The following is a 26,919-nucleotide window of genomic DNA, read 5'->3' on the forward strand; positions in this document are numbered from 1 at the left end:
TACTACCGGTACACCGCCGACGAGCTCGACCTGCTCAACGAGCTGTGGGAACTGGTGCGTGTCAAGGCCAACCTGTTCACCCCGTCCAAGAAACCCATCGCGCGCGAAAGCACACGGGACGGACGCCCCCGCCGCGTCTACGACAGGCCGCGCACACCATGGGAGCGGCTCAAGGAGTTCGACGACCAAGATAGGGCCGCGGGCGGCCCCGGCTTCATCCCCGACGACAAGCGCGAGGAGATCGAACGCACGCTCGCGACCGTGAACCCCGCCGAACTCGTCCGCCGCATCCACGACATCCAAGACCGGCTCGAGGACATGGCCGCCCCGCGCACCGCGCGGCTGGCCAGACGCTCGGGCCCGGACATGGCATACTTGAACAAGACGCTCGCCCGGATCGCGGGCGTCGAACCGGAAGACAACGAAACCCCACCAGCCGATAAGGACTAGGATTTCGCGCTCACCCTAAGTGAGGCACCACTCCGGATTACGCGCTCACTTTCAAATGAGGCACCTCGTGACTATGAAGTTAGATGAGTGGCTTAGACATGAACGTGATCAGAAATTGTCTCATGGCTTGTATTACAACATGCAACTTGCGTTTGCATATAACTCGAATCATATGGAAGGTTCTACGCTGACGCCTGAGCAGACGGCACAGTTGTATGACACGGGAGAATTATTACCGCAAAATGGGAACGATCTCATTCGTGCGGACGATGTTATTGAGACAACGAACCATTTTCGTGCATTTGATTGGATGCTTGATCATGTGGACGATCCAGTTGACAAGAGATTCGTGTGCACGCTTCATGCGATTCTGAAACGTGGTACTCGTCAAGAAACAGATCCTGACCGTAACGTAGGCGGATGGAAAATACTTCCTAACGTTATTAACGCTATCCAAGGTATACATACGGTTTTACCTGCCGATGTGCCACAGGCAATGCCCATAGTATTTCACGAGTTCGCGCAACTGGTAGATGAGCCATATGCCATTGCTCATGCGCATTGGATGTTCGAGACAACACACCCATTTTCAGATGACAATGGTCGCGTCGGCCGTCTCGTTTTATTTAAAGAACTGATGCGCATCGGCACAGTGCCACCACTGATTCGAGATAAGAACCGGGCATTCTATATTCGTGGTCTTTCACAATTTCCTACAGAGCCGGGGTATCTTATTGATACTTTGTTGTCTGAACGCGATTACTGCCGCCAACTTATCGACATGATGGCAACAGATCGTGTTGACTACACATACGTTGATGAATGGCATAATCGACATGATATGGAACAGAGATATGCTGCGAATCCGGCTGTTAACCCTTATATACGCGAACGCTGGGATGAACATGACATGTACCGTCGTGTGCCATCTGAACGATTCGTTCTCGGAGCGGGATTCATACCACCATCAGATTAAATTACGATACGTGCGGCAAGATCGTTCGCAACATATGTAATAAAACTGATGATTGCCGATCTTGTTGCGGACAATGAATGCACGAATGGTCATGGACACTGATAGTGTTGCACTGACTGATGAGCGTTCAAATACCAGTGAACATTTCAAGGAGACATGCAGTATGGCTGAACAGTCCGAGCAGAATACCGAACACCTCGCCCTGTGGGGCGGACGTTTCACGTCCGGTCCGTCGCCGGAATTGGCTGCCTTGAGCAAGTCCACCCAGTTTGACTGGCGTCTGGCGGACGATGATATTGCCGGTTCACGTGCACATGCGCGCGCACTTGGTCGCGCAGGACTGCTTACGCCGGATGAACTGACTCGCATGGAAAGCGCGCTCGACGAACTTCAGCGCCGCGTTGACTCCGGTGCGTTCGCCCCGATCGAAGACGACGAGGACGAAGCCACCGCGCTGGAACGCGGTCTCATCGATATCGCCGGAGACGAACTCGGCGGCAAACTGCGCGCAGGCCGCTCTCGCAACGATCAGATCGCCTGCCTGATTCGCATGTGGCTACGTCGTCACAGCCGCGTGATCGCACGCCTTCTGCTCGCACTCGCTTCCGCACTCATTGAACAGTCCCTCGCCGCAGGTCGCACGGTTATGCCAGGACGCACCCACATGCAGCACGCTCAGCCAGTCCTGCTCGCACACCAGCTTATGGCACACGTATGGCCGTTGTTACGCGATGTTGAACGTTTTGCCGACTGGGACAAACGTATCGACGCATCCCCATACGGTTCTGGCGCACTCGCGGGTAACACGCTCGGTCTTGAACCGGTTGCAGTCGCGCGTGAGCTTGGTTTCACTAATGTGACTGCTAATTCCATTGACGGCACTGCATCGCGTGATCTCGTTGCTGAATTTGCGTTTATCGCAGCCATGACCGGTGTTGACATCAGCCGCCTGAGCGAGGAGATCATTATCTGGAACACGCAGGAGTTTGCATTCGTGCGACTCGATGACGCGTATTCGACCGGCTCTTCGATCATGCCGCAGAAGAAGAATCCGGATATTGCTGAGCTTGCACGAGGCAAGTCCGGCCGCCTCATTGGCGATCTGACCGGTCTGCTCGCCACGCTCAAGGGACTGCCGACCGCATACGCGCGCGACCTGCAGGAAGACAAGGAGGCCGTTTTCGATCAGGTTGACACGCTTGAGGTGCTGCTGCCTGCGTTCACCGGCATGGTCGCTACCATGCAGTTCGACCATGATCGTCTCGAAGCTGAAGCGCCGACCGGATTCGCGCTCGCCACCGACATCGCCGAATGGCTTGTTAAGAATGGTGTGCCGTTCCGTCATGCGCATGAACTGTCCGGCGCATGCGTCAAGCTCGCCGAAGGTCGCGGTCAAGAGTTGTGGGATTTGACTGACGACGATTTTGCCACCGTATTCAAGGATTTCCTGTCGGCCGACATCGCGCCGAAGGTGCGCGAAGTACTGTCTACGGAAGGTTCCGTGTCTGCTCGCAACGGCAAGGGCGGCACGTCACCGCTTCGTGTACGTGAACAGATTGCTGCAGCAAAAGCGTCGGTTGAATCGTTGCGCGTGTTTGCGAATTCTGTGTCGGATGGCCCGGCATACAAGTCGCCTGAATCGTTGCGTAAATAATCGCGACCACTGATGATGTCAAACCGGGCGGTGAGCAACGTGAATCGCGATACAGTCGAGTAACAGGGGGGACGACATGGCGATGAACGATAATCAGTTGGAACGTTATGCGCGACATTTGATACTCAACGGTGTCGGTGTGAAAGGACAGAAGCGCCTGTTGGCAGCGAGCGTACTGATTATTGGTGCGGGCGGACTTGGTTCGCCTGTCGCCATGTACCTCGCTGCTGCTGGCGTTGGTCGTATTGGCATCGTTGATGGCGATACGGTTGATGTCAGTAATTTGCAGCGTCAGATTGTGCATACTACTGATCGTATTGGTCAATCTAAAGCTGAGTCTGCTGCTGTGACTATTCGCGCACTCAATCCGGATGTGAAGGTTGACGTCTATAATCAAACCGTTGATGCAGATACTATTGCAGCGCTGATTGAACCGTATGATCTGGTGATTGATGCGACTGATAATTTTGCTACAAAGTTTCTCATCAACGATGCGTGTGTACTGGCCGGTAAGCCGTTCATTCACGCTGGCGTAGTTGGGTTTACTGGACAAGTCATGGATGTGATTGCTGGCGAAGGACCTTGTTATCGGTGTATTTTTGAAGAAATGCCTCCGGCTGGTGAAGTCCCGACGTGCAAAGAAGCTGGTGTACTTGGTGCGGTGGTCGGCGTGATCGGTTCACTAGAAGCAACTGAAGCGCTCAAACTTATTATTGGAGTCGGAGAGCCCTTGATTGGACGTATGCTCACCGTAGACGCTTTGACGATGAATGTGCGACGTGTGCCGTTACCGGAGCGTGTGCCTGATTGTGCAGTATGTGGCGATCATCCGACAATCACATCGCTTGACCCGCAACGGTATATTCAACCTGCTTGCGTGATCTAACGAGCACGCATCGTAGTCATGAGATACGCCGAACATCGAGATACGGTAAAAACACGGTAAGATTACCACATAAACAAGGGGGAGTGGCATGGCAATCGCATTGCATGGGGAAGATGATACGCGCGACAACTACCGGCACATTACACCGGCTCAATTTGCTGCACTCGATCACAGTACGGTTACGTTGTTGGACTTGCGTGAACCAGATGAAGTGATTGTGCATCCGGTTAAGGATGCGATCAACATTCCGTTCGACCAGATCGGCCAACGCTTAAGTTCAGTACCGACCGGCAAGCCGGTGGTCGTATTCTGCCGTGTGGGCGACTGGAGTGAACAAGTATGTGAGATTCTCACAGATCGCGGTTACGAAGCGATCAATCTTGACGGTGGATTTACTGCTCTGCGTGATGCTGGATATGCGGATAGTACGGTTAGTGTGGGTAATGCGGATAATGCGGCGCGCACAATAGATGACAATCGTGTCGTAAAGTCAACGCCGGCACCTCTAGCCCCCAAGACACTGCATGTTAATGCAAAGGGACTCAAATGTCCCGGGCCAATCGTCGCTGTCGCTGACGCACTACGCCCTGAACCAGCTGGTACGAGGCTTACCGTTGATGCTACTGAAGATGCGTTTTGCTCTGATATCGCCGTATGGGCTGAACGTACCGGCAACAAGCTGGTAAGTCTTACGCGTGAAGGAGAACACGGTATTATTCACGCTGAACTTGAGAAAGGTTCAGTTGAAACAGCTAACGGTGGCACACCGGTTACTTGTGCGAGTGGAAATGCAACAGTGAATGGTTCCTGTACAGTACCTGCATCCACTGCGCAAGCGGGTGGCGATGTACTGCACGATAAGACATTTGTCGTCTTCAGTGGTGATCTTGATAAGACTATTGCCGTATTCATTATGGCCAACGGTGCGGCTGCGATGGGTCGTAAAGTTACTATTTTCTTCACGTTCTGGGGACTCAATATTTTACGTAAGCCCAAGCGTGTGCATGTGGCGAAAACCATTATCGAGCGTATGTTTGGCTTCATGATGCCACGCGGCACGCAGCGACTCGGCCTGAGCCGTATGAACATGGGCGGTATTGGCGCGAAAATGATTCGCTGGATTATGAAATCAAAGAACGTTGCCTCGCTGGAAGAGCTTATGAAGCAAGCTACTGATCACGGTGTGCGTTTGGTTGCATGCCAAATGTCGATGGACATTATGGGTATCCATAAGGAGGAACTCATTGACGGGGTTGAACTCGGCGGCGTGAGCACGTTCCTTGGCGCGGGTGAAACTAGTGATATAAGTCTGTTTGTCTGAGCTGTCGACAGACCCTGTTTGATCGGCCGAGGGTCGAGGGCATGCTATGGTAGAACGCATGGCTGAATCGGGGAAGAGTTTCGTACATCTGCACAATCACACGCACTATTCGCTGCTCGATGGCGCGTCGAAAATTCCGAACCTTGTCAATCGAGTCAAAGAACTCGGCATGCCAGCTGTCGGTATTACGGATCACGGCAATATGCACGGTGCATACGAAATGTGGAGCACTGCTGTCAATGCTGGTATTAAGCCGATTATCGGTATTGAAGCGTATGTGACGCCGGAAACCGCACGTCAAGATCCTACCCGTGTCAGCTGGGATACGAATTGGGACCCAAACTTGGACGAGAAGGGACGCAAGCGTAATCCCGATGATGTGTCTGGTGGTGGTGTGATCACCCACTTAACCATGTGGGCTGAAAACGACGAGGGCTTAGTGAGCCTGATGAAAGCATCGTCAGTCGCTAACCTTGAAGGCCGTGTCATGCGCTATCCGCGTATGGATAAAGAAGTGCTCGCAACCTATTCAAAAGGCGTCATTGCATCCTCTGGTTGCCCGTCTGGCATTATTCAGACTCGTTTACGACTCGGCCAGTTTGATGAAGCATTGCGCGCAGCCGGCGAGTTCCAAGATATTTTCGGCCGTGACAATTTCTACATCGAACTCATGGACCACGGTCTGAGCATTGAGACGAAGGTTACGAAAGACTTATTAGAGATCGCAAAACGTCTGAACGCGCAACTACTCGCCACGAATGACTCGCATTACGTGCGTGAAGAAGACAAAGACGCACAGGATGCGATGCTATGCATCAACTCTGGTGACACACTTGACAATCCAGACCGATTCAAATTCGACGGTTCTGGCTATTACATTAAATCTGCTGAGCAGATGCGTGAACTGTTCAAAGAGTTGCCTGAAGCCTGCGATAACACGTTAGAGATCGCTGAACGTTGCAATGTGATGTTTGACGATCACGAAGATGGCGCCTTCATGCCACAGTTTGCATGCCCAGAAGGTTGGGATGAGACATCACTCTTCCTCAAGAAAGTTGAGGAAGGACTCGAAAAACGATATGACGGGCATCCGCCAATCAATGTGTTGAAACAAGCTGACTACGAATGCGGTGTGATCTGCCAGATGCAGTTCTGCGGCTACTTCCTTGTCGTCGCTGATTATATTAACTGGGCGAAAAGCCACGGCGTGATGGTCGGTCCCGGTCGAGGTTCTGCAGCAGGCGCAATGGTCGCTTACGCGATGGGTATTACCGAACTTGATCCGATCAAACATGGTCTGATTTTTGAACGTTTCCTTAACCCTGAACGAGTTTCCCTGCCGGATATCGATGTTGACTTCGACCCGGATGGTCGTGCCAAAGTCCTCGAATATGTGGCCGACAAGTACGGTCACGATAAGGTTGCCCAGTGCGTGATCTACGGCACTATTAAAACGAAACAGGCACTTAAAGATTCCGCTCGTATCATGGGATACGATTTCTCAATGGGCGACACTGTCACCAAGGCACTGCCTCCAGCAGAAACCGGCGGCAAAGATATCAGCTTGCACGATATTTTCGATCCCAAAGCGAAACGTTACGCTGAAGCTCGTGAATATCGTGAACTCTACGAGTCCAATCCCGATGTCAAACGCATCACCGAGGAAGCGAAAGGTATCGAAGGACTGATTCGTCAAACCGGTGTGCACGCGTGCGCTACCATCATGGGTTCCGAACCCATCACCGACACGTCTCCGCTACTTGAACGCGTCGACGGTACGGTTACGACCACATTCGAATACCACACGTGCGAAACACTCGGTCTCGTCAAGATGGACTTCCTTGGCCTGTCCAACCTTACAACCATTCGAGATACTCTGCGCAACGTTGAACTCAACGGCAAAGGCAGTATCGACTATACAAAAATTCCACTTGACGATAAAGAAACCTACGAGCTCTTGTCACGTGGCGACACGCTCGGCGTCTTCCAGCTCGATGGTGACGGCATGCGCTCCCTACTACGCACGCTGAAACCAACTAACTTCAACGATATTTCCGCTCTTATTGCCCTCTATCGTCCGGGCCCAATGTCAATGGAATCACACACCAATTACGCCAAGCGCAAGAACGGATTGCAGAAAATCACGCCAATCCACCCCGAGCTTGACGAACCATTGAAGCAGGTGCTTGACGAAACATACGGTCTGATTATTTATCAGGAGCAGGTACAGTCTGCTGCGCGTATTCTCGCCGGCTATTCCCTAGGTAAAGCTGACGTGTTGCGTCGTGCAATGGGTAAGAAAAAGCCCGAAGTACTAGCCAAAGAGAAAGTCCCATTCTTTGCTGGTATGAAAGAACACGGCTATTCAGAAGAGGCTGCGGAAGCAATTTGGGAAATCCTTGTTCCGTTCTCTGGCTACGCATTCAACAAAGCCCACTCAGCCGCCTACGGTTTGATCTCATACTGGACCGCCTACCTAAAAACACACTATCCAGTCGAATTCATGGCAGCACTCTTACAAGGTGCTTCCACAAACAAAGACAAGACTGCACTGTACTTAGGTGAAGCGCGACGCATGGGCATCCAAGTACTCTCCCCAGACGTCAACGAATCCGTGTACGAATACTCTGCAGTCGGTGACGTGGTACGTTTCGGCCTCGGCGCAATCCGTAACGTAGGTGATGCCCCAGTCAAAGACATTATCGCTGAACGCAACGGCAAACGCGGCAAATTCGTCAACTTCATGGACTTTATTCGCCGCGTACCATTAAGCGCCCTCAACAAGCGCATGATCGAATCGTTGATCAAAGCCGGTGCATTCGACTCCATTGACCCGAACCGTCGTGCGCTGTTTACCATCCACGAAGCAGCAATCGAATCAGTCGTCGGCATCAAACGCAAACAAGCCGAAGGCCAATTCGACCTATTCGCGGACGATGAGGATGGGGGAGCAGAAGCAATGGGCGATGCCACCGTCAACGTACCCGACATCGAAGAATGGGATAAAAAAACCAAACTCAACTTCGAACGCGAAATGCTCGGACTCTACGTATCCGACCACCCGCTCTCAGGCATGCAATCCGTACTCGCAAACCTACGCGAAATGTCCATCGCACATCTTGTCGACCGTGCAAAAACCATGAGCGACGGGCAACAAGTCACCCTCGCCGGCCTCATCACCGGCGTCGACCGACGCGTCTCCAAAAAAGGCAACCCGTGGGCGATCGTCACTATCGAAGACATGGAAAGCTCCATCCAATGCATGTTCTTCGGTAAAGTGTACGAAAACTCAGCCGCACAACTCGAAGTTGACCAAATCGTACAAATCCGCGGACAGGCCGAAGTGCGCGACGAAACCGTCAGCCTACGCGCTACAGAAATGCAAGTGCCAACACTCGACGCTGAAGATGAGCGACCGATCGTGCTAACACTGCCACAAGCAGCAATGAACCGAGCAAACATGAACCGACTCGCCCAAGTACTACACGACCATCCGGGATATTGCGAAGTACACCTCGTCATGCTCGACGACGACGGCAACGCCACCGTTTTCACCCTCGGCGACCGATTCCGCGTCCATCGCAACACGTCACTCCTAGTCGATATCAAAATGCTGTTCGGCCCCAGCTGCCTACCAGCAGCATAACTGTTGATGGTTGGCAGTGTTTCATCAGTCTTCCTTGAATAGCGAAAGGTATCAATATGGTTGAGGTAACGGTGCCATCACCGATGTACGAGGACCCAATTACGGGAGGTCCAACCGATCCGACTGTGATCTGGAATGATGACGAACAACGAATGTACATGTTCTACACACAACGTCGCCCAAACCCGCATGCGGTAGGAGTCTCATGGGTGCACGGCACCAGCATTGCTGTTGCATCCAGCTATGATGGCGCTCACTGGCTGTATCGAGGCATGCTCGATCTCGCCATCGAGCCGGGATTGAACACGTTCTGGGCACCGGAAGTCGTCGAAATCAATGGCACATACCATATGTTCGTGTCAATGATTCAAGGAGTACCTACCGACTGGAGTGGACGCTCGCGCATGTTACACTACACGTCGCATAACTTATGGCATTGGACATGCGAAGGCGAGATTGACCTTAACTCGAATCGTGTGATTGACCCGTGCATCGCCAGCGAACCCGACGGCAGTTACTCCATGTGGTATAAGGATGAGGATCTTGACGGCGTCACCTGCCGTGCATCCAGTGACGATCTCATACATTGGACGGTAGTAGGACAAGAGATTTTCGATTGCCATCAAGAAGGACCGAACGTGTTTGATCTCGGCGGATACCGCTGGATGATCTCAGATTATTGGCATGGTCTAGCCGTATATCGTCAAAATAACGACGAGAAGAATACACACGACATACATCGTTGGACACGCTGCCCCGACATTCTTAACCACCCCAGCACGCGCAACCGTGATCAAGGCTTCGGCCACCATGCCGACATCTGGGTCAATCCTCGTGACGAGCATGCCTACATCGTATATTTTTGCCATCCATACGCACACGATGACAGTTCAACACGACTTACCGGAGAGCCAACCGACCCGACTGCAGCCCAGCTCAGCGTCGTACAAATGGCAGAACTATCCGTTGAACACGATGTGATCGTATGCGACCGCAACGCAGCTCCCACCATCACTCTATACTGACACATATCAACACAGAGCGCACATCCCACGCTATAGAGACGCAACCATGATAGACGAAACCGAGTCACAATGGATTGATAACACCCTCGAACGCCTCTCACACTCAACATTCCGAGCGAAATTCACGCTCAACGACAAAGACCGAGCCTACGCGCGAGCAAAAGGCAAAACAACCATCGACCGCCACGCCCACGAACTACTGCGCTCGCGGGTTGGTGGCGCCGAACCGCATAACGACGGTCGGCAGACGCCGTGGCGAGGTCACCCGGTCTTTACTGCGCAGCATGCCACGGCCACGTGTTGTCGTGGTTGTATCGAGAAATGGCATCATATACCGCGAGGACGTGCGCTGAGTGATGATGAGATTAATCGTCTTGCGGATCTGGTTATGGCATGGATTGAACGCGATCTTATTGAACATCCTGTCATTCATGGAGCTCAGTGATCTTGTTGAGCAATCCGTAAGATGAGTAACAATGTCAAAGTTGTTTTGTATGCCATATTCGGTATAGCATAGGAATCGCATAATTGCATATGTCACGTCATGCTGAAAGGGGCAATGATGAGCGAAGATACAAACACGGCGGTGTCGCCGCAGATTACGCTCAACGACAAAGCGCATTCGGTGATTCCACAAATCGGTTTTGGTACGTTCCAGATTCCTCCTGAAGATACACAGCGTGCTGTCGAGGAAGCCCTCGAAATTGGTTATCGTCATATCGATACTGCGGCCGCCTATTACAACGAGGAACAAGTTGGTGACGCGCTCAAAGCTACCGGTATGGCTGGCAAAGTATGGGTTACCACGAAGCTGCGCAACTGTGATCAAGGCTACGATTCTGCGATGGTCGCATTCGATGAATCACGCCGTAAGCTCAAAGTTGATGTGATCGACATGTATCTTATTCACTGGCCGTTCGCTGCAGCCGGATTCTATAAGGAAACATGGCAAGCATTGTTGAAGCTACGTGATGAAGGAGCAATCCGTGTGCCCTCTGTCAGTAACTTCCTGCCTGAGCACTTGCGCGGTATTATCGACGACTCTGGAGAAACCCCGGCTGTCAACCAAATCGAAGTACATCCGCGTTTCAGTCAGCCAGGCAATCTTGCCTTCTGCAAGGCGCACGGTATCGTCGCTGAAGCATACAGTCCGCTCGGTCACGGCAAAGATATCGAATCTGAGCCTGTTGTCGCCGCTGCTCAAGCGCATAATGTCACGCCAGCACAAGTCGTACTACGCTGGCACACGCAAGAGGGACGCATTATTATCCCCAAGTCGAAGCATGTTGAACGTATGAAAGCAAACCTCGCTAGTGCAAACTTCGACCTGACCGAAGCAGAGCTTGCTGCTATTGACGCATTGCACGATCCTCACGGCAACGTGAGTGCGGACCCGGCAACGTTCACGCACTCACAGTCGTGGGCAGATCAGCACGTACGCGGCAACATCTGAACACGCGAGCATATAAACGATTGAACATCGATATGGATGCGCTACTCGTGCTACTCTCGATACGCACGATCGAGTAGCGCATCCATATCATCGAACCGTTTAACTGTAGGATGCCATAGTGGACGTCCATCAGCGATAATCAATGTAGGTGTCTTCAGCACGCGCAAATCAAGCAACGGGTCACCTTCTAATACCAGTAGATCCGCAGTTTTACCAACCTCAACAGACCCAGTTACATCGTTAATATTGAGAATTTCCGCATTCCCTTGCGTAGCTGCATGAATCGCTTCAGCTGCGGTAAATCCAGCTCGTTTGACGAGCAAATCAAGCTCACGCCACGTATTGTACTGGGTTACAAAAGTCATTGCTGTATCCGTGCCAACACCTACTCGAAGCTCTTCGTCATGCGCATCGTCAACGCCGGCTAGCATACCAGCTACGACAGTGCGCGCGTTTGCTAATTGAATGTCGGTAATACCGGTCGTCTCTCGATCAAGCAACGTCATTGGCAAACCAGCTGACAATGTTGGTATCAGTGCTGACCAACCACGCAACGCATGAGGATTATGACGGAACAGTTCTACTGTGGTTGGGTCAAGCGCACTACCATGCTCGATCGTGTCAACGCCAGCTAACAATGCGCGACGCACACCTTCGGGACTTTGCGCGTGCGCTGCGACGATCACACCAGCCTCATGCGCTACATCACAGATTGCCCGCATGTGGTCAACACTCATTTGCGGACTGCCGGCTTCACCGAGCCGCTGCGCATCTGTCACGCCACCAGTTGCAGCGATCTTGATCGCATTGACACCATGCTCAAGATTGACACGCGTATTACGCGCCATGTCATCAGGTGTTTCACCGGTCAACGCGATCAGCGGAGCACCATGCCCATCTGGAATCGCTAACAGTGGTCCAGAAGCGAGAATACGTGGGCCAATCATTCGCCCATCAGCAATACGATCACGCAGCGCAACTGCTTCATAACCAACATCACCCAGTGTACGAATGGTGGTCACTCCAGAAGCAAGCAAGGTACGTGCGTTTGCCGTAACACGAGCGGTAAGGTATGGTTTGCCGATCGGCGAGTGCATAATCGCTGCAGTAATACGTTGACCGCGTGGCGTAGCTAGCTTCGGGTTAAGCGGCCGGCCATCGGAAAACAAATGTACATGCGCGTTAATAAGACCTGGCATCACGGTTTTACCCGTGGCATCTAGTACTCGGTAGCTTTCTGGAATAGTTGTCTGCGTGCTGGGAGAGATTTGTTCAATACGACCGTCACTACTGACAACGATGGTAGTATCGGGCAGCGTAGTGCCGGCTGCATCGCCAATAATGACCGATGCGTGGGTGAGTGCGAATGATTCTCGCGGTTGAATAGTCGTCATCTGATGCTCCTTTGCACCCAGAGTATAGGCCGGCTTCCTGAGCGAATGTGAAGCCGGCCGTGAAACGAGCGGATAATGATCTATGATCAGTCGTGCACAAGCTGGATATGCTCAACATCATCGCGATGCGAACGACGGTATATGACGAAACGATTGCCGATCGTCTGCACGAGTTCCGCGCCAAGTTCTTCAGCTAACGCGTCACCAGCTTCCTTCGCACTCAAACCGCAGCCATCAAGTACTGCACATTTGATAAGCTCGCGTTTTTCAATCGTCTCATCAGCCTGCTTGACAGTCGGCTCATTAATGTCGTTCTTACCGATTTGGATGAGAGGATTCATTGGATTGGCCAGTGCACGCAGTTGCTTGATCTGCTTCTTCGTTAATGCCATAAAGACTCCCTACTTGTTACTCGTTATTCGCATGAGCGTTTCGCCGTGCTCTATTGTTTCGATTATTTCCTACGGCTGATACCGTACGGATGCCTTATATGAGAATACCGGTGTGCCACGATGTCGGTTATTACCATTGTTTTTCGACACAACACGGGCTAATGTCTATGGCGAGAGACATTGAAATGCGACATCATGTCTATCAAGATTGGTTGACGTAATGTCAACTCCACCGTCAAGGAGGCGGAACATGTACTACTCGTCCGGCAACTATGAAGCATTCGCTCGCCCAAAGAAACCAGCTGGCGTTGACAATGCATCAGCCTACATCATCGGTACAGGACTAGCAGCCCTATCAGCAGCATGCTACCTCGTACGCGATGCACAAATGCCCGGCACTAACATCCACATCTTCGAAAAAGATTCCATCGCCGGCGGCGCATGCGACGGAGCCAACATCCCCGGCCTCGGATACGTCATGCGTGGCGGACGCGAAATGGACAACCACTTCGAAGTCATGTGGGACCTCTTCCGCTCCATCCCATCCATCGAAACGCCCGACGTAAGCGTACTCGACGAATACTATTGGCTCAACAAAGAAGACCCCAACTACTCACTCTGCCGCGCCACCAAAGATCTCGGTAAAGATGCCGAAACAAACGGCAAATTCGGATTATCCGACAAAGCATCCATGCAAATCATGAAACTGTTTTTCACCCCCGACGAAGAACTCTACGACAAACCAATCACCGACTTCTTCGACGACGAAGTATTAAACTCCAACTTCTGGATGTACTGGCGCACCATGTTTGCCTTCGAAAACTGGCATTCCGCACTCGAAATGAAACTGTACATCAAACGCTACATTCACCACATCGGTGGACTGCCAGACTTCAGCGCCCTACGCTTCACCCGCTACAACCAATATGAATCCATGATCCTGCCAATGGTCACATACCTCGAAACAGCCGGCGTACAATTCCACTACAACACCAAAGTTGAAAACGTCGAATTCGCTATCGGAGGCGGCGACGGCCCCAAACGCGAACACACCGGCGTCGGCCAAGACACCATCCTCAAAATCCAAGCAACCTCCGGCGTCTTCAAGCGCAACCCATATTCAACACCGACCAAGAAAATCGCCGTACGCATCGACCTCAACCACGACGGCGACAAAACCTCAATCGACCTCACCGAACACGACTACGTATTCATCACCAACGGCGGCTGCGTCGAAAACTCCACTATGGGCTCACAACACTCACCAGCCGCATGGAACCCCGACATCAAACCCGGCGGAGGCTGGGACATGTGGCGACGCATCGCCAAACAAGACCCGAGCTTCGGCCACCCCGACACGTTCTGCTCCGATCCACAAGCCACCAAGTGGATGAGCGCCACCGTCACCACACTCGACAAAGAAATCCCGCCATACATCCAACGCATCTGCAAACGCGACCCATTCACCGGACACGTCGTCACCGGCGGCATCGTCACCGTCACCGACTCCAACTGGCTCATGAGCTGGACACTCAACCGCCAACAACAATTCCGCGACCAACCCAAAGACCAACTATGCGTATGGGTCTACGGACTATTTCCCGACAAGCCCGGCAACTACATCAAAAAACCAATGACCGAATGCACCGGCGAAGAAATCTGCGAAGAATGGCTCTACCACATGGGCGTGCCAACCGACAAAATCGAAGCGCTCGCCAGTCGCCACGCCAATACGGTACCGGTGATGATGCCCTATATTACGGCCTTCTTTATGCCGCGTGCTGCCGGTGATCGGCCTGACGTGGTACCTGATGGCGCTGTTAACTTCGCATTCCTCGGCCAATTTGCCGAGACGCCGCGTGACACGATCTTCACTACCGAGTACTCGATGCGTACGGGCATGGAAGCAGTGTACACGCTGCTTAACGTGGACCGTGGCGTGCCTGAAGTGTGGGGCAGTGTGTATGACGTGCGTAACCTGCTTAATGCGACGGTCAAGTTACGTGATGGTGCTCCAGTGACAGCGATGAAGCTCAACTTTGTAGAGCGTGCAGTGCTCGGTAAGGTACTCAAGAAACTTGAGGGAACGGATATTGCTGCGTTACTGAAGGAGTATGGGGTGATCTGATTTTCTAATATCCGGTTTCCGGTTGCCGGCTGTCATACACGATGTTCGACACGCTCCAGGCCGCTCGGCCGAGTCTTACGGTCGAACATCGTGTATGACAGCCGGCAACCTCGTTTATTGACGAACATACGTTGGTGATATGCTGTACGTTTTTTGCTGGCATGGAGAGGTACTGCTGTCTGGTGTGTGCTGGGGATGCAGTATGAATGAGTGATATGACTGAGACGACAGGTGATGATGTACGTTTGACGATACGACATGCGACATCGGCGGATGTGGAAGCGCTTGCAACAATTGAAAACGAGTGTTTCCCTCCGGCTGAGGCAGCAAGTCTGGATGCGATTCGCGAGCGAGTGGCTGCATATCCTGAGTGCTTTTGGCTACTGTGTGATGAGAATGGTGCGATTATCTCGTTTATCAATGGGTTTGTGACTGATCGGCGTGACCTTGAAGATGACATGTACGATGATGCGTCACAACATAATCTGCAAGGGGCTTGGCAAATGATTTTCGGTGTGGACACTGCGCCACGCTATCAACATCATGGATATGCGAGTTTGCTCATGCGACGCGTTATTGAGGATGCACATGCTGCTGGACGCAAAGGGTTGGTGTTGACATGCAAAGAACGACTCGTTGGGTTCTATTCGCGCTTCGGCTATGTGGATGAAGGTATTTCAGATTCGACGCATGGCGACGTCGTCTGGCATCAGATGAGGCTCACCTTCTAACATCTAGCCATTTGAATCCTGATCGGATGTACTTGTCTTCAGATGCCCCAGTCAATGCGTATTGGGCTATCATAAATATATGTGAAAGGAGGCTCTCGTGCCTGAGGATAATGTGTTTATTGTGGATGGCATCAAAACTCAGTGGGACGATAATACGATGGTCGTTTCTGAATTGGGATTTGATCGTACCGCTACGTTGGACAATCATGGCAACATTCTATCTTCCACATTTGGCAAAGATGGAGAGTCTTTCCTCCATCATTGGTATGGCAAGATGAAGCCGATGATCGATGATTTTCGTGCTATCGACAAAGAATATGCCAATGCCTGAGGTGTTCTTTCTTGCCGGTTACAGCGTGTATTTTAGTACGCTGGATCGTGAACATGGCGTACATGTGCATGTGGCTCAAGGTAGTCGCAGAGATCTCGCTCGATTCGTATTACACGCAGATGGTACAGTGACACTTTCCCATAATCATGGCAAAATCCCGGCTAAACATATTCGCTTGATACAAGTAGCTCTTGTACGAGGATTTGATGAAGTCGTAGATGATTGGAAACGGTTATTTGGCGACGATATTCATTTCGATCGGTAAATGAACGGTAAATGTTGAGGGGTCTTTCAACGGTGTGTTTCCTGCTGAAAGACCCCTCAACATTGTGCGATAGCCAGCTCTTGCTGTACTTACTGCGCTTTGGCGGCGGATTCTACAAACGTCTCCATACCGTCAATCGGCACAACCGTATGAAAACGAACAGTAGCGGTTTGCAAATTACGCAACGCCGCTGGAGCAGTGGTACCAGTTTCGCGTGAGAGCACATCCATGCAATCGAAATCGGTGCCAGTGGCGTCAAAACCAAGAGATTCGTTCACTGTACGCGGGAACTTATACGGGCTTGCAGTCGCAAGAATCACACGCGGAGTTAGCGGATCGCGTGGCATCTGCTGCGCCACAAAATACGCGCATGCGGTATGCGGATCAATCACATAGTGATTCTTCTGCCAGCAATCAGCAATCATCTTTCGCACTTGATCTTCGTTAGCCCAGCCGCAGCCGAATAGTTGACGAATCTTCGCCAGCAGATCTTCTGGAATCTCATACGTACCCCAGTTTTTCAGATCATTCATCAGCATAGTGATTAATCGCGTATCACCCTCGGACAAGTAGTACAGCATGCGTTCAAGGTTCGAGGAGACGAGAATATCCATCGACGGTGAAATCGTCTGATAGAACGGACGCTGACGGTTATACGTGCCAGTTGTCAGGAAATCGAACAGCACATTATTTTTGTCCGATGCAACCACGAGATGCTTGACTGGCAAACCGAGTTGCTTCGCATAATAACCGGCGAGAATATCACCGAAGTTACCAGTCGGCACAACAAACTCGATTTCGTCACCCACGTTGATAGCCTGCTGTTCGAGCAGCTGCGCGTACGCTGAGAAGTAGTAGACAACTTGCGGTACGAGACGACCTACGTTGATTGAATTTGCAGAAGAAAGTACTACATGCGCGTCCGTAGCGAGGCGATCAGCTAGAGCGTGATCGCCAAAAATGCGCTTGACTGCGGACTGTGCGTCATCAAAATTGCCTTCAACCGCCGCAACATTCACGTTGCTACCGGTCTGCGTAGTCATCTGCAGTTCCTGAACTTGTGAGACCTTGCCTTGCGGATAAAACACAGTAATCGCAGTGCCTGGTGCATCTGCAAAACCAGCCAAAGCAGCTTTGCCAGTATCACCAGACGTAGCAGTGAGAATCATAATCTTCTCATCCGCTTGAGCAGCAGTCTTGTCACCCGCCGGCGTTGTACGAGCCATAAACCGTGGCAAAATCTGCAACGCCACATCTTTGAACGCAGAAGTAGGTCCACGGAACAGTTCCAGCACATAATCGTCGCCGAGCGGCTTCAGTGGCGTAATCCGTTCATCCGACCATTGCGCGCCATACGCTTGTGTGATACACGATTTGAGTTCGTCTTCGCCGAAATCTGGCAGCAATGCGTGGAGTACGTCGTACGCAATATCTTGGTATGAACGACCAGCAAGGTGCGCAATATCAACCTTGACGTCACCGAGTGCATCGGTAACAAACAGGCCGCCATCGTCGGCAATTCCCTTACGAATGGCTTCTTTGGACGTCAACGAGTCAGTAGTGGAACGCGTGGAATGGAACGTGATCATGATGTCCTTCGCGAAGTGAAACGGGTAACAGCAATGTGGATTAAGTTTACCGCCGGAGGTGGGCAGTTTCCGCGTTGTGTTCCAGATGATGGCAACGCACTGACGCTGTAATGCGCTATGGTGTGGGTATGACGAATAGCAAAGAGGAGCAGATGCCGCAGACTATTTTCGATGCAGTATGTGCGAAAGCTGATGCGGCTGCTCGTGCCCAGCAAAAACTTGCACGGGCCGATACAGAAGCAAAGAATGAGCTGCTTGGCGCGATTGCTGATGCGCTCGATGCTCGCGCTGATGAGATTGCAGGAGCTAACGAGCTCGATATGATTGAAGCTCGCGAATCTGGCATGGATGCAGGTAAGCTCGACCGACTACGTTTCGATGTACCGCGTGTGGCTGCAGCAGCGACAGGAGTACGGCATGTTGCCACGCTGCCTGATCCGATTGGTGAGATTGTACGCGGTTATCATCTGCCGAACGGTTTACGACTTCAGCAGGAACGTGTGCCGCTTGGTGTGATTGGCATGATTTATGAGGCGCGACCAAACGTCACCGTTGACGTGGCAAGTTTATGTCTCAAATCTGGCAATGCGGCAATGCTGCGTGGTGGGCATGCCGCTGAACGTACGAATGCAGCCACGCTCGCCATTATTCGTGACACAATCGCTGCACACGGTTTTGACCCGTCACTCGTTGACACAGTAGACGAATACGGTCGTGACGGTGCAACTGCCATGATGGAAGCTCGCGGTCATATCGATGTGCTGGTACCTCGCGGGGGAACGGGACTTATTCAAGCAGTCGTGCGTAATTCCAAGGTTCCAGTTATCGAAACTGGCGCCGGTAATGTGCACATTTATGTCGATGCGTCTGCCGATCTCGACAAGGCTATTCCGATTATTATCAACGCGAAAACTCAGCGTGTGGGCGTATGCAATGCGGCTGAAAAGCTCATCATCCATCGCGATGTTGCCGAGCGTTATCTGCCAGCTATTGCGCAAGCTCTTACTGAGGCGAATGTTGAATTGCATGCTGACGAGACGTCGTACGATATTATCAATGCTGCTGATATTGATGCGATTGATGGCGATGTGAACTTAATTCACGCCACTGATGAGGACTGGGATACTGAATATCTCGCGTTGACAATGGGCGTAAAAGTCGTCGATTCGCTCGATGAAGCGATTGATCACATCAACGCTCATTCGACCGGGCACACCGAGTCGATTATTGCGGAGGATTATTCTGCGATTGAAGAATTTACCAGCCGCATTGACTCAGCAGTTGTCATGGTTAACGCTTCTACTCGGTTCACTGACGGGGGAGTATTCGGTTTTGGCGCAGAACTCGGTATTTCTACTCAGAAGATGCATGCGCGTGGCCCGATGGGATTGCGCGAGATGACTACAACAAAATGGATTGGCTATGGCACTGGACAGGTGAGACGATGAGCCAGGAGGAGACGACGATGACTGCATCCACGGATAATGCTGACACTGCAACCACCATTACCACCATTACTCCCATTGCTAGGAACGTTACTGGCAGTGGCACTGGTGTTACTGGTCCTGACAATACTGGCATAACTGACAATACTGTGGGAGAGCCGGGTGTTCCGTCATCAGCTACAGCAGCATCGCAGGTACCGCACTCGGACATCATGACCGAAGATGGGGTATTGGTAACCAAGCCGTTACGTCCTGATATTGATTTAACTGATCCGCGACTTGGTATGAAAATTGCCGCCGAACGACTGAGCATTGTGCGGTATGTATTCCTCGTGCAGATTGAGGATGGTATTGCTTCCGCAGCTCAACGTGCGTCGCTCGAATACGCGGACGCGGTGCTCATTGGCTGGCCAGACGAACATTCTGACGAGGTTGTTGATTTGACGGCTGACCAGTTGCATACGGTACGTGAGCAGATGGAGCTTATGGAACAGTACATTCGTAAGTTCTCTGCAATGGAACGCAACGGTGACGTCGACGGCATGACTGACACACTGATTCGTGTCACTGAACGCGTTGCTGAAGTACGTCGCTTGTATCAGCCTGACTTTGCATTGCCAACGTTCGCTGAAATTCGCCGCGTAGTCCAAGACGAGTGGAATGAGGATATGGGCAAGATCGACCCGCAAGAGTCAGAACCGACAGCAGGGGAGATTGCGCGCGAATCTCGCGACGCTGACCGCGAACAGGAAGGTGAAACGGCGTGAGCGCAATAAGCGAAACAGCAATAGCAGCAAATGGTGCCGCGAACGAATCTGCGCGACGTATGGCTGACTTATCTCCGGAAAGCACGGTTGAAAACAGTGTGAATGCAGTCAGTACGGCGGCTGGTATACCTCGCCGATTGCTGTCAACCCGTGGCAATCGTCATGCGCGTCCGCGCATTGGCATTATGGGCGGTACGTTTGATCCGATTCATAATGGTCACTTAGTTGCTGCGTCCGAAGTGGCATGGGTGTATGACCTAGACGAAGTGATTTTTGTTCCTACTGGTCGGCCTGTATTCAAACTTGACAAGAAAGTGACGAACGCTGAAGACCGGTATCTCATGACCGTGATTGCGACTGCGTCTAACCCTAAGTTCACGGTTTCGCGCGTTGATATCGACCGTCCGGGCATCACATACACCATCGATACGCTGCGCGATATTCGCGCTGAACATCCTGATGCTGAACTGTTCTTTATCACCGGTGCGGACGCGGTTGCTGAGATTATGCAGTGGAAAGATGCCGAACATATGTGGGACCTCGCCCACTTTGTTGCGGTTACACGTCCCGGGTACTCGTCGCCTCAAGGTGTGCGTCTTCCCGAAGGCAAAGTGGATACACTTGAGATTCCCGCACTGGCAATTTCGTCAACTGACGTGCGCCGACGCGCCTCACACAATGAACCAGTATGGTATCTCGTGCCGGATGGCGTGGTGCAATACATTGGCAAACATGGTTTATACCGGTGAACTCTTGGTAAACACGCGGACGCGTACCGGTCGGCGTGAACGGATACTATGAGGACAGTCACTTCAGCGAAACCGAACGTTTGGAGATATGGTGAGCGCAATCCTTGAAGGAAAGCCTGATAAGAATCTCATCCTAGTGACAGGGCGTACGCATCCGAAACTGGCGGCAGATGTGGCCGCGCAGCTCGGTATCGACGTGCTGGAAACTACCGCATATGATTTCGCAAACGGCGAGATGTACGTGCGTTACACCGAATCTGTGCGTGGCGCGGATGTGTTTGTGTTGCAAACGCACTCCAAGCCGATCAACAAGGCGATCATGGAACAGCTCATCATGATTGATGCGCTGAAGCGTGCGTCGGCTCGTTCTATTACTGCGGTATGCCCATTGCTGGGTTATTCACGACAGGATAAGAAGCATCGTGGCCGTGAGCCGATTTCGTGCCGTCTGGTATTTGACCTGCTCAAGACCGCAGGTGCGGATCGAATTATGAGCGTTGATCTGCATGCTGCACAGTCACAGGGATTCTTCGACGGTCCGGTTGATCATTTGATCGCAATGCCAGTATTGGTGGATTATATTCGTGACCGGTTCTCGAACCAGCTTGACAATGTCACTGTTGTGTCCCCGGATGCTGGTCGTATTCGTGTGGCTGAGCAGTGGGCTCAGCGTCTTGGCGGCGGTCCCCTCGCATTCGTGCACAAGACGCGCGATATTACTCGTCCTAATCAGACGGTTGCTAATCGTGTGGTTGGTGATGTTGCGGGCAAGGATTGTGTGCTCGTTGACGACCTTATTGATACGGCTGGTACGATCGCTGGTGCGTGCCATGTGCTTGCTGAGGCGGGCGCGAAATCAGTTACCGTGGTTGCTACGCATGGTGTGCTGTCTGGACCTGCTATTGAGCGATTGAAGGGATGTGGTGCACGTGAGGTAGTGCTCACGGATACTGTGCCGATTCCTGAAGAGAAGCGTTGGGATGGGCTGACGGTGTTGTCGATTGCGCCGCTGCTTGCTAGTGCTATTCGTGCTGTGTTTGAGGACGGATCGGTTGCCCGACTGTTTGACACGTATCCTGAGCATCACGGACAAGGATTCCTGTTTGCGTAAAGGATGATGGCACATGCTAATGCGATGTGTGCGGTGCACGCGACACGCCGTACACATCACAACTTGCGAGTCGTCTTTACCCGCACAAATAAACGGATATGCGCTGTATGAGTAAGATTTGCGGCAAGATTGATTTGACGTAGTCGCATCGTATGGCATAATAAACACTTGGCGGAAAACGCAGCAGCTGATTTTCCGCTGATCCTCCATGGTGTAATGGCAGCACACGGGTCTTTGGAACCCTTTGTCTTGGTTCGAGTCCAGGTGGAGGAACCCGCCGAACGCTCGACAAGTGTTCGCGACATGATGCTGGTAATCAGTCGGCGTGTCGCGAATTGCGGTCGGGCGTTTTTCATTTGCGAGATCGAATAGGAGATTTGTTTCATGGCTCTTTCTGCCGCAATCATCCTCGCCGCAGGCGAAGGCACCCGTATGCGTTCTGCTATGCCAAAAGTGCTTCACACCTTCGCCGGTAAAACCTTCCTCAACCGCGTCATGGACTCTGTTGCCGCGCTCGAACCGTCAACGCTTGCTGTGGTTGTTCATTATCAGGCAGATCGTGTCGCCGAAGCTGCACGCTCGTATCACAGCAATGTCGAGATCGTTCACCAAGACGACATTCCCGGCACTGGACGTGCCGTACAGTGCGCGATGGCACAGTTGGAAGCTGAACATAAGCTCGATGGTTATGTACTCATTGCTGCGTCAGATATGCCGTTGCTTGATTCAGAAACATTGCGTGGCCTCGTCGCATTCCATGAAAACAGCGGCAATGGTGCAACCGTACTGACCACTATCCTTGACGACCCAACTGGTTATGGTCGTATTATCCGTGATCGTGATGGCCATGTGCTTCGTATCGTTGAACAGCGAGATGCCAACCGCAGTGAACTAGCTGTGCAGGAAGTGAACACGTCCGTATACGTGTTTGATGCGGCTGTGCTTGCCAAGGCTATCGCTGGTTTGAAGAATAACAATGCTCAAGGTGAGTTCTACTTAACTGACGCACTCGAAACTGCTAAGCAGGAAGGCAACGTTGGTGCGTTTGCTGCTCCCGATCCGTTGAGTGTTGAAGGAGTGAATGATCGCGTCCAACTCGCTGCGCTTTCACGTGAACACAATCGTCGCGTATGCGAGGCATGGATGCGTGCTGGCGTGACCATTCTCGATCCTGAGACCACATGGATTGAAGACGATGTTGTGCTCTCTCGCGATGTGACCGTGCTACCCGGTAGTTTCCTGCAGGGCCATACCACTGTTGATGAAGCCGCAGTGATCGGACCGTATACGACACTTATTGACGCGACTATCGACGCTGAAGCTGTAGTTGAACGCTCCCGCGTCCAAGAAACGCATATTGGTCGTGCCGCCAACATTGGCCCGTGGACGTATTTACGTCCGGGCAACGATTTAGGCGAAGAGTCCAAGGCTGGCGCGTTCGTGGAAATGAAGAAAGCTCATATTGGCAATGGCACCAAGGTGCCGCATTTGAGCTACATGGGTGATGCAACACTCGGCGATCATACGAATATTGGCGGTGGCACTATCACTGCCAATTATGATGGCGTGCACAAGAATAAAACACATATTGGTTCAGGCTCACACATTGGTGCGGGCAATCTGTTTGTTGCTCCTGTCGAAGTTGGTGACAATGTGACTTCTGGCGCAGGTTCGGTGATTCGCCATACTGTGCCCGACAACACGATGGTCTACTCGGAGAACACGCAACACAACGTTGAGGGTTGGAAACCCAAGTGGAAACGCTGATCGCATGACGTGATATGCGTCAACGCATCACACATCGTGCATCCGTAATACAGTAGGTCATGAGCGGCCGCGGTGCTGGGTAATATAACCATCGCCGCGACACCGACCGTGATGCGCGAACCAGCGCGCTAATAAAGAAACAGACAGAAAGACAGGAACTTGACCGCAGCACAGCATTCCATTGACATGGTTCGTATTGCCGCCGAATCGGCAGACCGACTTAAGGCCACTGATATCGTTGCATACGACGTGAGTAGTTTGCTCGGCATCACTGATCTCATGTTGGTAGCAACCGCCGCAAACGAACGACAGGTACTCGCTGTAGCGCAAGAGGTTGAAAAAGACCTCTACGTTAAAGGCGACGGATTGCAGCCACGATCGCGCGAAGGACTGACCGAAGCTCAATGGGTACTGCTGGATTACGGTGATTTCATCGTGCATGTCATGCATGAAGAAGCACGTGAGTTCTATCGCCTTGACCGCCTGTGGCGTGACTGCGAGACAATCGATCTCAAACTTGCGCATCCGGAACCTTCAACGGTTAATCTCACACAGGAAGCCTGAGCTATGACTGAGCCGCACGTTCGTTCTATCACGTTAGTGCGTCACGGACGCACCGAATACAATGCACGGCACTGTTTCCAAGGACAAATCGACATTCCACTCGACGCTGTTGGACGCTGGCAAGTAGAACAAACTGGTGCGGCACTCAAAGCCCTGTATGTAGACGGGCAGCCGGACTATCGTCATCAGCTTGTCGTCGCCTCCGATTTGAGTCGTGCGGCGGCAACAGCTCACGCATTTGCTGATCTGCTAGGGCTAGAAGTCCATCTCGACCAGCGTGTACGCGAACGCAGCTTCGGCAAATGGGAAGGCATGGAACTCGCCGATATCGAGCGACTGTACCCCGAAGCGTACCGTTCATGGGCTCAATTCCGTGATGGTGAACTTGCCTTCGACGCCGAGCCCAAAGCTCATGTGGGTGCGCGTGGTGTCGAAGCGTTGAATGACTGGGCGCATCGTGCCGGTAATGACACGGATTTGTATGTGTTCTCGCACGGCGCATGGATTATGCAAACCACGCTCACTCTGCTCGGCTTAAGCACCGTACATCCCGATTTCGCTGATCTATTATCAATGCGCAACGCACACTGGGCTCGATTCGTCCCTGCCGATATGGCCGACGGAACACTACGGTGGCGGCTCATGGACTATAACCACGGCCCTGCACTCGCTGATACTGACCAGTGGGAGCATCCGCAGGGCTGACTACTGATTTATTAACCTCTGACAGGACAGGCAAGAACGTCAACCTCATCTCATAGCCGTATGCTGGATATAACGATATGTAATTGGCATATCGTCAGCCACGACTGAGGGAGGGCGTAATGTCCGACGATCTAAATCTCAATACAATCTGGTGGCAGGTGTACCCACTCGGCTTCACCGGTGCACCCATTCGTCCTGCTACCGATGCCGAACGCACACTTACGCCACGGCTTGATATGATCACTTCGTGGCTCGATTATCTTATTGATCTCGGGGCGAACGGGCTCATGCTCAACCCGGTGTTTGCTTCGAGCACGCACGGCTACGATACGACTGACTATTACCGCATCGACCCGAGACTCGGTGACGATGCAGCGTTCGATCGACTTGTTACGGCATGTCATGCGCGGGGCATTCGTATCATGCTTGATGGCGTATTCAATCATATTGGCCGTCAATCCTCGCTGTTTCAGCGAGCGCTCGTTGGCAATGATCCTCACACTGAGAGTATGTTTCGTATTGCGCGAGACAGTGCAGGGCAAGTTAGCGGATACGAACGGTTTGAAGGTAACGATGATCTACCTGTGTTTAACCACGATGAGCCGGCAGTAGCGCAGCTTGTTGCAGATGTGATGTGCTACTGGATGCGTCGCGGCGTTGACGCATGGCGGCTTGATGCAGCATATGCGGTGCCACCGGAGTTTTGGACACATGTGTTACCGCAAGTACGTCGTGCATTTCCTCAAGCGTGGTTCATGGGGGAGGTCATTCATGGTGACTATCCGGCAATAATCACTGATTCCGGTATGGATTCACTCACTCAGTACGAGTTGTGGAAGGCGATCTGGAGTTCGATTAAATCTGGTAACTTTTACGAACTTGACTGGAGTCTGGCACGTCATAACACGTTCATGCGTACATTTACGCCGCTCACTTTCGTTGGTAATCATGATGTGACTCGTATCGTCAGTCAGATCGGTGAATCGGAGGCAGCACTTGCAATGACGGTACTGTTTAGCGTTGGTGGTGTTCCTAGTATGTATTACGGCGATGAGCAAGCCTGGCGCGGCGTGAAAGCAGATGTGTTGGGCGGTGATGATGCCGTCCGGCCTATGTTCCCGTCTAACCGTGACGGACTCGGCAACGATGGTGCGTGGATGTTCCAGCTTGTGCAAGGATTAATTGCGATCCGACGTCAACATCCGTGGATGATACGTGCGATCAGTGAACCAACGCAAGTGAGCAATCGTAGTTATTCATATGACGTTATCGGCACCGGGAATGATGCGAATCAGAGGCTGCATGTTGATTTGCGATTAGGGGAGCGGCCTACCGCTGATATTAGTGAGCATGGCGTGCATCTCTATCATGTTGAGCACTGAATTGTTGCGGTAATCACAACAACAGTCGTGGCATCTTGACAGTGGTTGCTAAGTGGCTGGTCATGGTGGTTCGTATACTGTTCTGGTCCGTTTTTAACGGTCATTGTGAACGGCATACCGATATGAAAGAGCACTATGAGCCAGTCCGACACTGAGCCGACTGACGGCACTCACGCAGCAACGCAGCC

The 26,919-nt window shown here is 52.1% G+C and carries 23 protein-coding genes, 1 tRNA gene and 1 pseudogene; 22 read left to right on the forward strand and 3 right to left on the reverse strand.

Features of this window, described 5'->3' with window-relative positions; all coding sequences use genetic code 11:
* The 9 genes and pseudogenes from BHAP_RS09870 to BHAP_RS09910 form a co-directional block, all read left to right on the forward strand.
* A pseudogene (locus tag BHAP_RS09870) lies at positions 1–450 on the forward strand (integrase catalytic domain-containing protein); the annotation flags it as partial.
* A 73-nt stretch (positions 451–523) separates the two neighbouring features.
* Positions 524–1,426, forward strand: a complete 903-nt coding sequence (locus BHAP_RS09875) for a Fic family protein (protein ID WP_244569389.1) — start codon at positions 524–526, stop codon at positions 1,424–1,426.
* Between the two features lie 163 nt (positions 1,427–1,589).
* Entirely contained in the window at positions 1,590–3,080 is a 1,491-nt protein-coding gene (gene argH / locus BHAP_RS09880) for an argininosuccinate lyase (RefSeq protein ID WP_094730552.1), read from the forward strand.
* A gap of 76 nt (positions 3,081–3,156) precedes the next feature.
* Positions 3,157–3,966, forward strand: a complete 810-nt coding sequence (gene thiF, locus BHAP_RS09885; protein ID WP_094730521.1) for a thiazole biosynthesis adenylyltransferase ThiF — start codon at positions 3,157–3,159, stop codon at positions 3,964–3,966.
* A gap of 88 nt (positions 3,967–4,054) precedes the next feature.
* Positions 4,055–5,287 carry a DsrE/DsrF/DrsH-like family protein gene (locus BHAP_RS09890; protein WP_244569387.1) on the forward strand — a complete coding sequence of 411 codons (1,233 nt, stop codon included), beginning with the start codon at positions 4,055–4,057 and terminating at the stop codon, positions 5,285–5,287.
* A gap of 58 nt (positions 5,288–5,345) precedes the next feature.
* On the forward strand, positions 5,346–8,933 hold the full coding sequence (gene dnaE / locus BHAP_RS09895) for a DNA polymerase III subunit alpha (RefSeq protein WP_169713212.1): 3,588 nt from the start codon (positions 5,346–5,348) through the stop codon (positions 8,931–8,933).
* 56 nt (positions 8,934–8,989) lie between these two features.
* The gene (locus BHAP_RS09900; protein ID WP_094730523.1) at positions 8,990–9,958 is read left to right on the forward strand and encodes a family 43 glycosylhydrolase; all 969 of its coding nucleotides are present in this window, start codon (positions 8,990–8,992) and stop codon (positions 9,956–9,958) included.
* 46 nt (positions 9,959–10,004) lie between these two features.
* Positions 10,005–10,403 (forward strand): DUF4186 domain-containing protein, encoded by a 399-nt coding sequence (locus tag BHAP_RS09905; protein WP_094730524.1) that lies wholly within the window; start codon positions 10,005–10,007, stop codon positions 10,401–10,403.
* A gap of 117 nt (positions 10,404–10,520) precedes the next feature.
* Positions 10,521–11,411 (forward strand): aldo/keto reductase, encoded by an 891-nt coding sequence (locus BHAP_RS09910; protein ID WP_420807737.1) that lies wholly within the window; start codon positions 10,521–10,523, stop codon positions 11,409–11,411.
* 50 nt (positions 11,412–11,461) lie between these two features.
* On the opposite strand, the gene BHAP_RS09915 is transcribed toward BHAP_RS09910, so the two are convergent.
* The gene (locus BHAP_RS09915) at positions 11,462–12,805 is read right to left on the reverse strand and encodes a metal-dependent hydrolase family protein (protein WP_094730526.1); all 1,344 of its coding nucleotides are present in this window, start codon (positions 12,803–12,805) and stop codon (positions 11,462–11,464) included.
* A gap of 86 nt (positions 12,806–12,891) precedes the next feature.
* On the reverse strand, positions 12,892–13,197 hold the full coding sequence (locus BHAP_RS09920; RefSeq protein WP_094730527.1) for a YhbY family RNA-binding protein: 306 nt from the start codon (positions 13,195–13,197) through the stop codon (positions 12,892–12,894).
* Positions 13,198–13,447: 250 nt separating this feature from the next.
* On the opposite strand from BHAP_RS09920, the gene BHAP_RS09925 reads away from it, so the two are divergent.
* The 4 genes from BHAP_RS09925 to BHAP_RS09940 all read left to right on the forward strand — a co-directional run bounded on the left by BHAP_RS09925 (position 13,448) and on the right by BHAP_RS09940 (position 16,652).
* Entirely contained in the window at positions 13,448–15,325 is a 1,878-nt protein-coding gene (locus tag BHAP_RS09925; RefSeq protein ID WP_094730528.1) for an oleate hydratase, read from the forward strand.
* A 215-nt stretch (positions 15,326–15,540) separates the two neighbouring features.
* Positions 15,541–16,056, forward strand: a complete 516-nt coding sequence (locus BHAP_RS09930; protein WP_169713213.1) for a GNAT family N-acetyltransferase — start codon at positions 15,541–15,543, stop codon at positions 16,054–16,056.
* A gap of 97 nt (positions 16,057–16,153) precedes the next feature.
* Entirely contained in the window at positions 16,154–16,387 is a 234-nt protein-coding gene (locus tag BHAP_RS09935; protein WP_094730529.1) for a hypothetical protein, read from the forward strand.
* Positions 16,380–16,652 carry a DUF4160 domain-containing protein gene (locus tag BHAP_RS09940; RefSeq protein ID WP_094730530.1) on the forward strand — a complete coding sequence of 91 codons (273 nt, stop codon included), beginning with the start codon at positions 16,380–16,382 and terminating at the stop codon, positions 16,650–16,652. The genes BHAP_RS09935 and BHAP_RS09940 overlap by 8 nt, the downstream gene beginning before the upstream one ends.
* Positions 16,653–16,741: 89 nt before the next feature.
* Here BHAP_RS09940 and thrC read toward each other — a convergent pair whose 3' ends face one another.
* Positions 16,742–18,241 (reverse strand): threonine synthase, encoded by a 1,500-nt coding sequence (thrC, locus tag BHAP_RS09945; protein ID WP_094730531.1) that lies wholly within the window; start codon positions 18,239–18,241, stop codon positions 16,742–16,744.
* Positions 18,242–18,369: 128 nt separating this feature from the next.
* Between thrC and BHAP_RS09950 the strand changes: the two genes are divergently transcribed.
* The 9 genes from BHAP_RS09950 (at position 18,370) to BHAP_RS09990 (ending at position 26,731) form a co-directional block, all read left to right on the forward strand.
* Complete coding sequence (locus BHAP_RS09950) at positions 18,370–19,689, forward strand: glutamate-5-semialdehyde dehydrogenase (RefSeq protein WP_094730532.1); 1,320 nt, start codon at positions 18,370–18,372, stop codon at positions 19,687–19,689.
* Between the two features lie 209 nt (positions 19,690–19,898).
* Positions 19,899–20,453: a phosphoribosylglycinamide synthetase gene (locus BHAP_RS09955; protein WP_094730555.1), complete on the forward strand. Its 555-nt coding sequence runs from the start codon at positions 19,899–19,901 to the stop codon at positions 20,451–20,453.
* 59 nt (positions 20,454–20,512) lie between these two features.
* A complete protein-coding gene (gene nadD / locus BHAP_RS09960) occupies positions 20,513–21,202 on the forward strand; it encodes a nicotinate-nucleotide adenylyltransferase (RefSeq protein ID WP_094730556.1) in 690 nt (229 codons plus the stop codon).
* Between the two features lie 88 nt (positions 21,203–21,290).
* Positions 21,291–22,313 (forward strand): ribose-phosphate diphosphokinase, encoded by a 1,023-nt coding sequence (locus BHAP_RS09965; RefSeq protein WP_094730533.1) that lies wholly within the window; start codon positions 21,291–21,293, stop codon positions 22,311–22,313.
* Between the two features lie 202 nt (positions 22,314–22,515).
* A tRNA-Gln gene (locus tag BHAP_RS09970) sits at positions 22,516–22,586 on the forward strand.
* 111 nt (positions 22,587–22,697) lie between these two features.
* Complete coding sequence (gene glmU, locus BHAP_RS09975) at positions 22,698–24,080, forward strand: bifunctional UDP-N-acetylglucosamine diphosphorylase/glucosamine-1-phosphate N-acetyltransferase GlmU (RefSeq protein ID WP_094730534.1); 1,383 nt, start codon at positions 22,698–22,700, stop codon at positions 24,078–24,080.
* A gap of 159 nt (positions 24,081–24,239) precedes the next feature.
* Positions 24,240–24,644 carry a ribosome silencing factor gene (gene rsfS / locus BHAP_RS09980; RefSeq protein ID WP_094730535.1) on the forward strand — a complete coding sequence of 135 codons (405 nt, stop codon included), beginning with the start codon at positions 24,240–24,242 and terminating at the stop codon, positions 24,642–24,644.
* A 3-nt stretch (positions 24,645–24,647) separates the two neighbouring features.
* A complete protein-coding gene (locus BHAP_RS09985; protein ID WP_094730536.1) occupies positions 24,648–25,349 on the forward strand; it encodes a histidine phosphatase family protein in 702 nt (233 codons plus the stop codon).
* A gap of 119 nt (positions 25,350–25,468) precedes the next feature.
* Positions 25,469–26,731, forward strand: coding sequence for an alpha-amylase family protein (locus BHAP_RS09990; RefSeq protein ID WP_094730537.1), 1,263 nt, complete (start codon positions 25,469–25,471; stop codon positions 26,729–26,731).
* The last annotated feature ends 188 nt before the right edge of the window (positions 26,732–26,919 follow it).

The organism is Bifidobacterium hapali, from assembly GCF_002259755.1.
Lineage (GTDB): Bacteria > Actinomycetota > Actinomycetes > Actinomycetales > Bifidobacteriaceae > Bifidobacterium > Bifidobacterium hapali.

What these genes read in the sequence shown, in the direction of transcription:
- BHAP_RS09965 (WP_094730533.1), top strand. Translation starts at nt 21,291, where the DNA reads ATGGTGAGCGCAATCCTTGAAGGAAAGCCTGATAAGAATCTCATCCTA.
- glmU (WP_094730534.1), top strand. Translation starts at nt 22,698, where the DNA reads ATGGCTCTTTCTGCCGCAATCATCCTCGCCGCAGGCGAAGGCACCCGT.
- BHAP_RS09890 (WP_244569387.1), top strand. Translation starts at nt 4,055, where the DNA reads ATGGCAATCGCATTGCATGGGGAAGATGATACGCGCGACAACTACCGG.
- BHAP_RS09930 (WP_169713213.1), top strand. Translation starts at nt 15,541, where the DNA reads ATGACTGAGACGACAGGTGATGATGTACGTTTGACGATACGACATGCG.
- BHAP_RS09940 (WP_094730530.1), top strand. Translation starts at nt 16,380, where the DNA reads ATGCCTGAGGTGTTCTTTCTTGCCGGTTACAGCGTGTATTTTAGTACG.
- thrC (WP_094730531.1), bottom strand. Translation starts at nt 18,241, where the DNA reads ATGATCACGTTCCATTCCACGCGTTCCACTACTGACTCGTTGACGTCC.
- BHAP_RS09955 (WP_094730555.1), top strand. Translation starts at nt 19,899, where the DNA reads ATGACCGAAGATGGGGTATTGGTAACCAAGCCGTTACGTCCTGATATT.
- BHAP_RS09920 (WP_094730527.1), bottom strand. Translation starts at nt 13,197, where the DNA reads ATGGCATTAACGAAGAAGCAGATCAAGCAACTGCGTGCACTGGCCAAT.
- BHAP_RS09985 (WP_094730536.1), top strand. Translation starts at nt 24,648, where the DNA reads ATGACTGAGCCGCACGTTCGTTCTATCACGTTAGTGCGTCACGGACGC.
- dnaE (WP_169713212.1), top strand. Translation starts at nt 5,346, where the DNA reads ATGGCTGAATCGGGGAAGAGTTTCGTACATCTGCACAATCACACGCAC.
- nadD (WP_094730556.1), top strand. Translation starts at nt 20,513, where the DNA reads ATGGCTGACTTATCTCCGGAAAGCACGGTTGAAAACAGTGTGAATGCA.
- BHAP_RS09875 (WP_244569389.1), top strand. Translation starts at nt 524, where the DNA reads ATGAAGTTAGATGAGTGGCTTAGACATGAACGTGATCAGAAATTGTCT.
- BHAP_RS09900 (WP_094730523.1), top strand. Translation starts at nt 8,990, where the DNA reads ATGGTTGAGGTAACGGTGCCATCACCGATGTACGAGGACCCAATTACG.
- BHAP_RS09905 (WP_094730524.1), top strand. Translation starts at nt 10,005, where the DNA reads ATGATAGACGAAACCGAGTCACAATGGATTGATAACACCCTCGAACGC.
- BHAP_RS09950 (WP_094730532.1), top strand. Translation starts at nt 18,370, where the DNA reads ATGACGAATAGCAAAGAGGAGCAGATGCCGCAGACTATTTTCGATGCA.
- BHAP_RS09915 (WP_094730526.1), bottom strand. Translation starts at nt 12,805, where the DNA reads ATGACGACTATTCAACCGCGAGAATCATTCGCACTCACCCACGCATCG.
- thiF (WP_094730521.1), top strand. Translation starts at nt 3,157, where the DNA reads ATGGCGATGAACGATAATCAGTTGGAACGTTATGCGCGACATTTGATA.
- BHAP_RS09990 (WP_094730537.1), top strand. Translation starts at nt 25,469, where the DNA reads ATGTCCGACGATCTAAATCTCAATACAATCTGGTGGCAGGTGTACCCA.
- argH (WP_094730552.1), top strand. Translation starts at nt 1,590, where the DNA reads ATGGCTGAACAGTCCGAGCAGAATACCGAACACCTCGCCCTGTGGGGC.
- BHAP_RS09910 (WP_420807737.1), top strand. Translation starts at nt 10,521, where the DNA reads ATGAGCGAAGATACAAACACGGCGGTGTCGCCGCAGATTACGCTCAAC.
- BHAP_RS09925 (WP_094730528.1), top strand. Translation starts at nt 13,448, where the DNA reads ATGTACTACTCGTCCGGCAACTATGAAGCATTCGCTCGCCCAAAGAAA.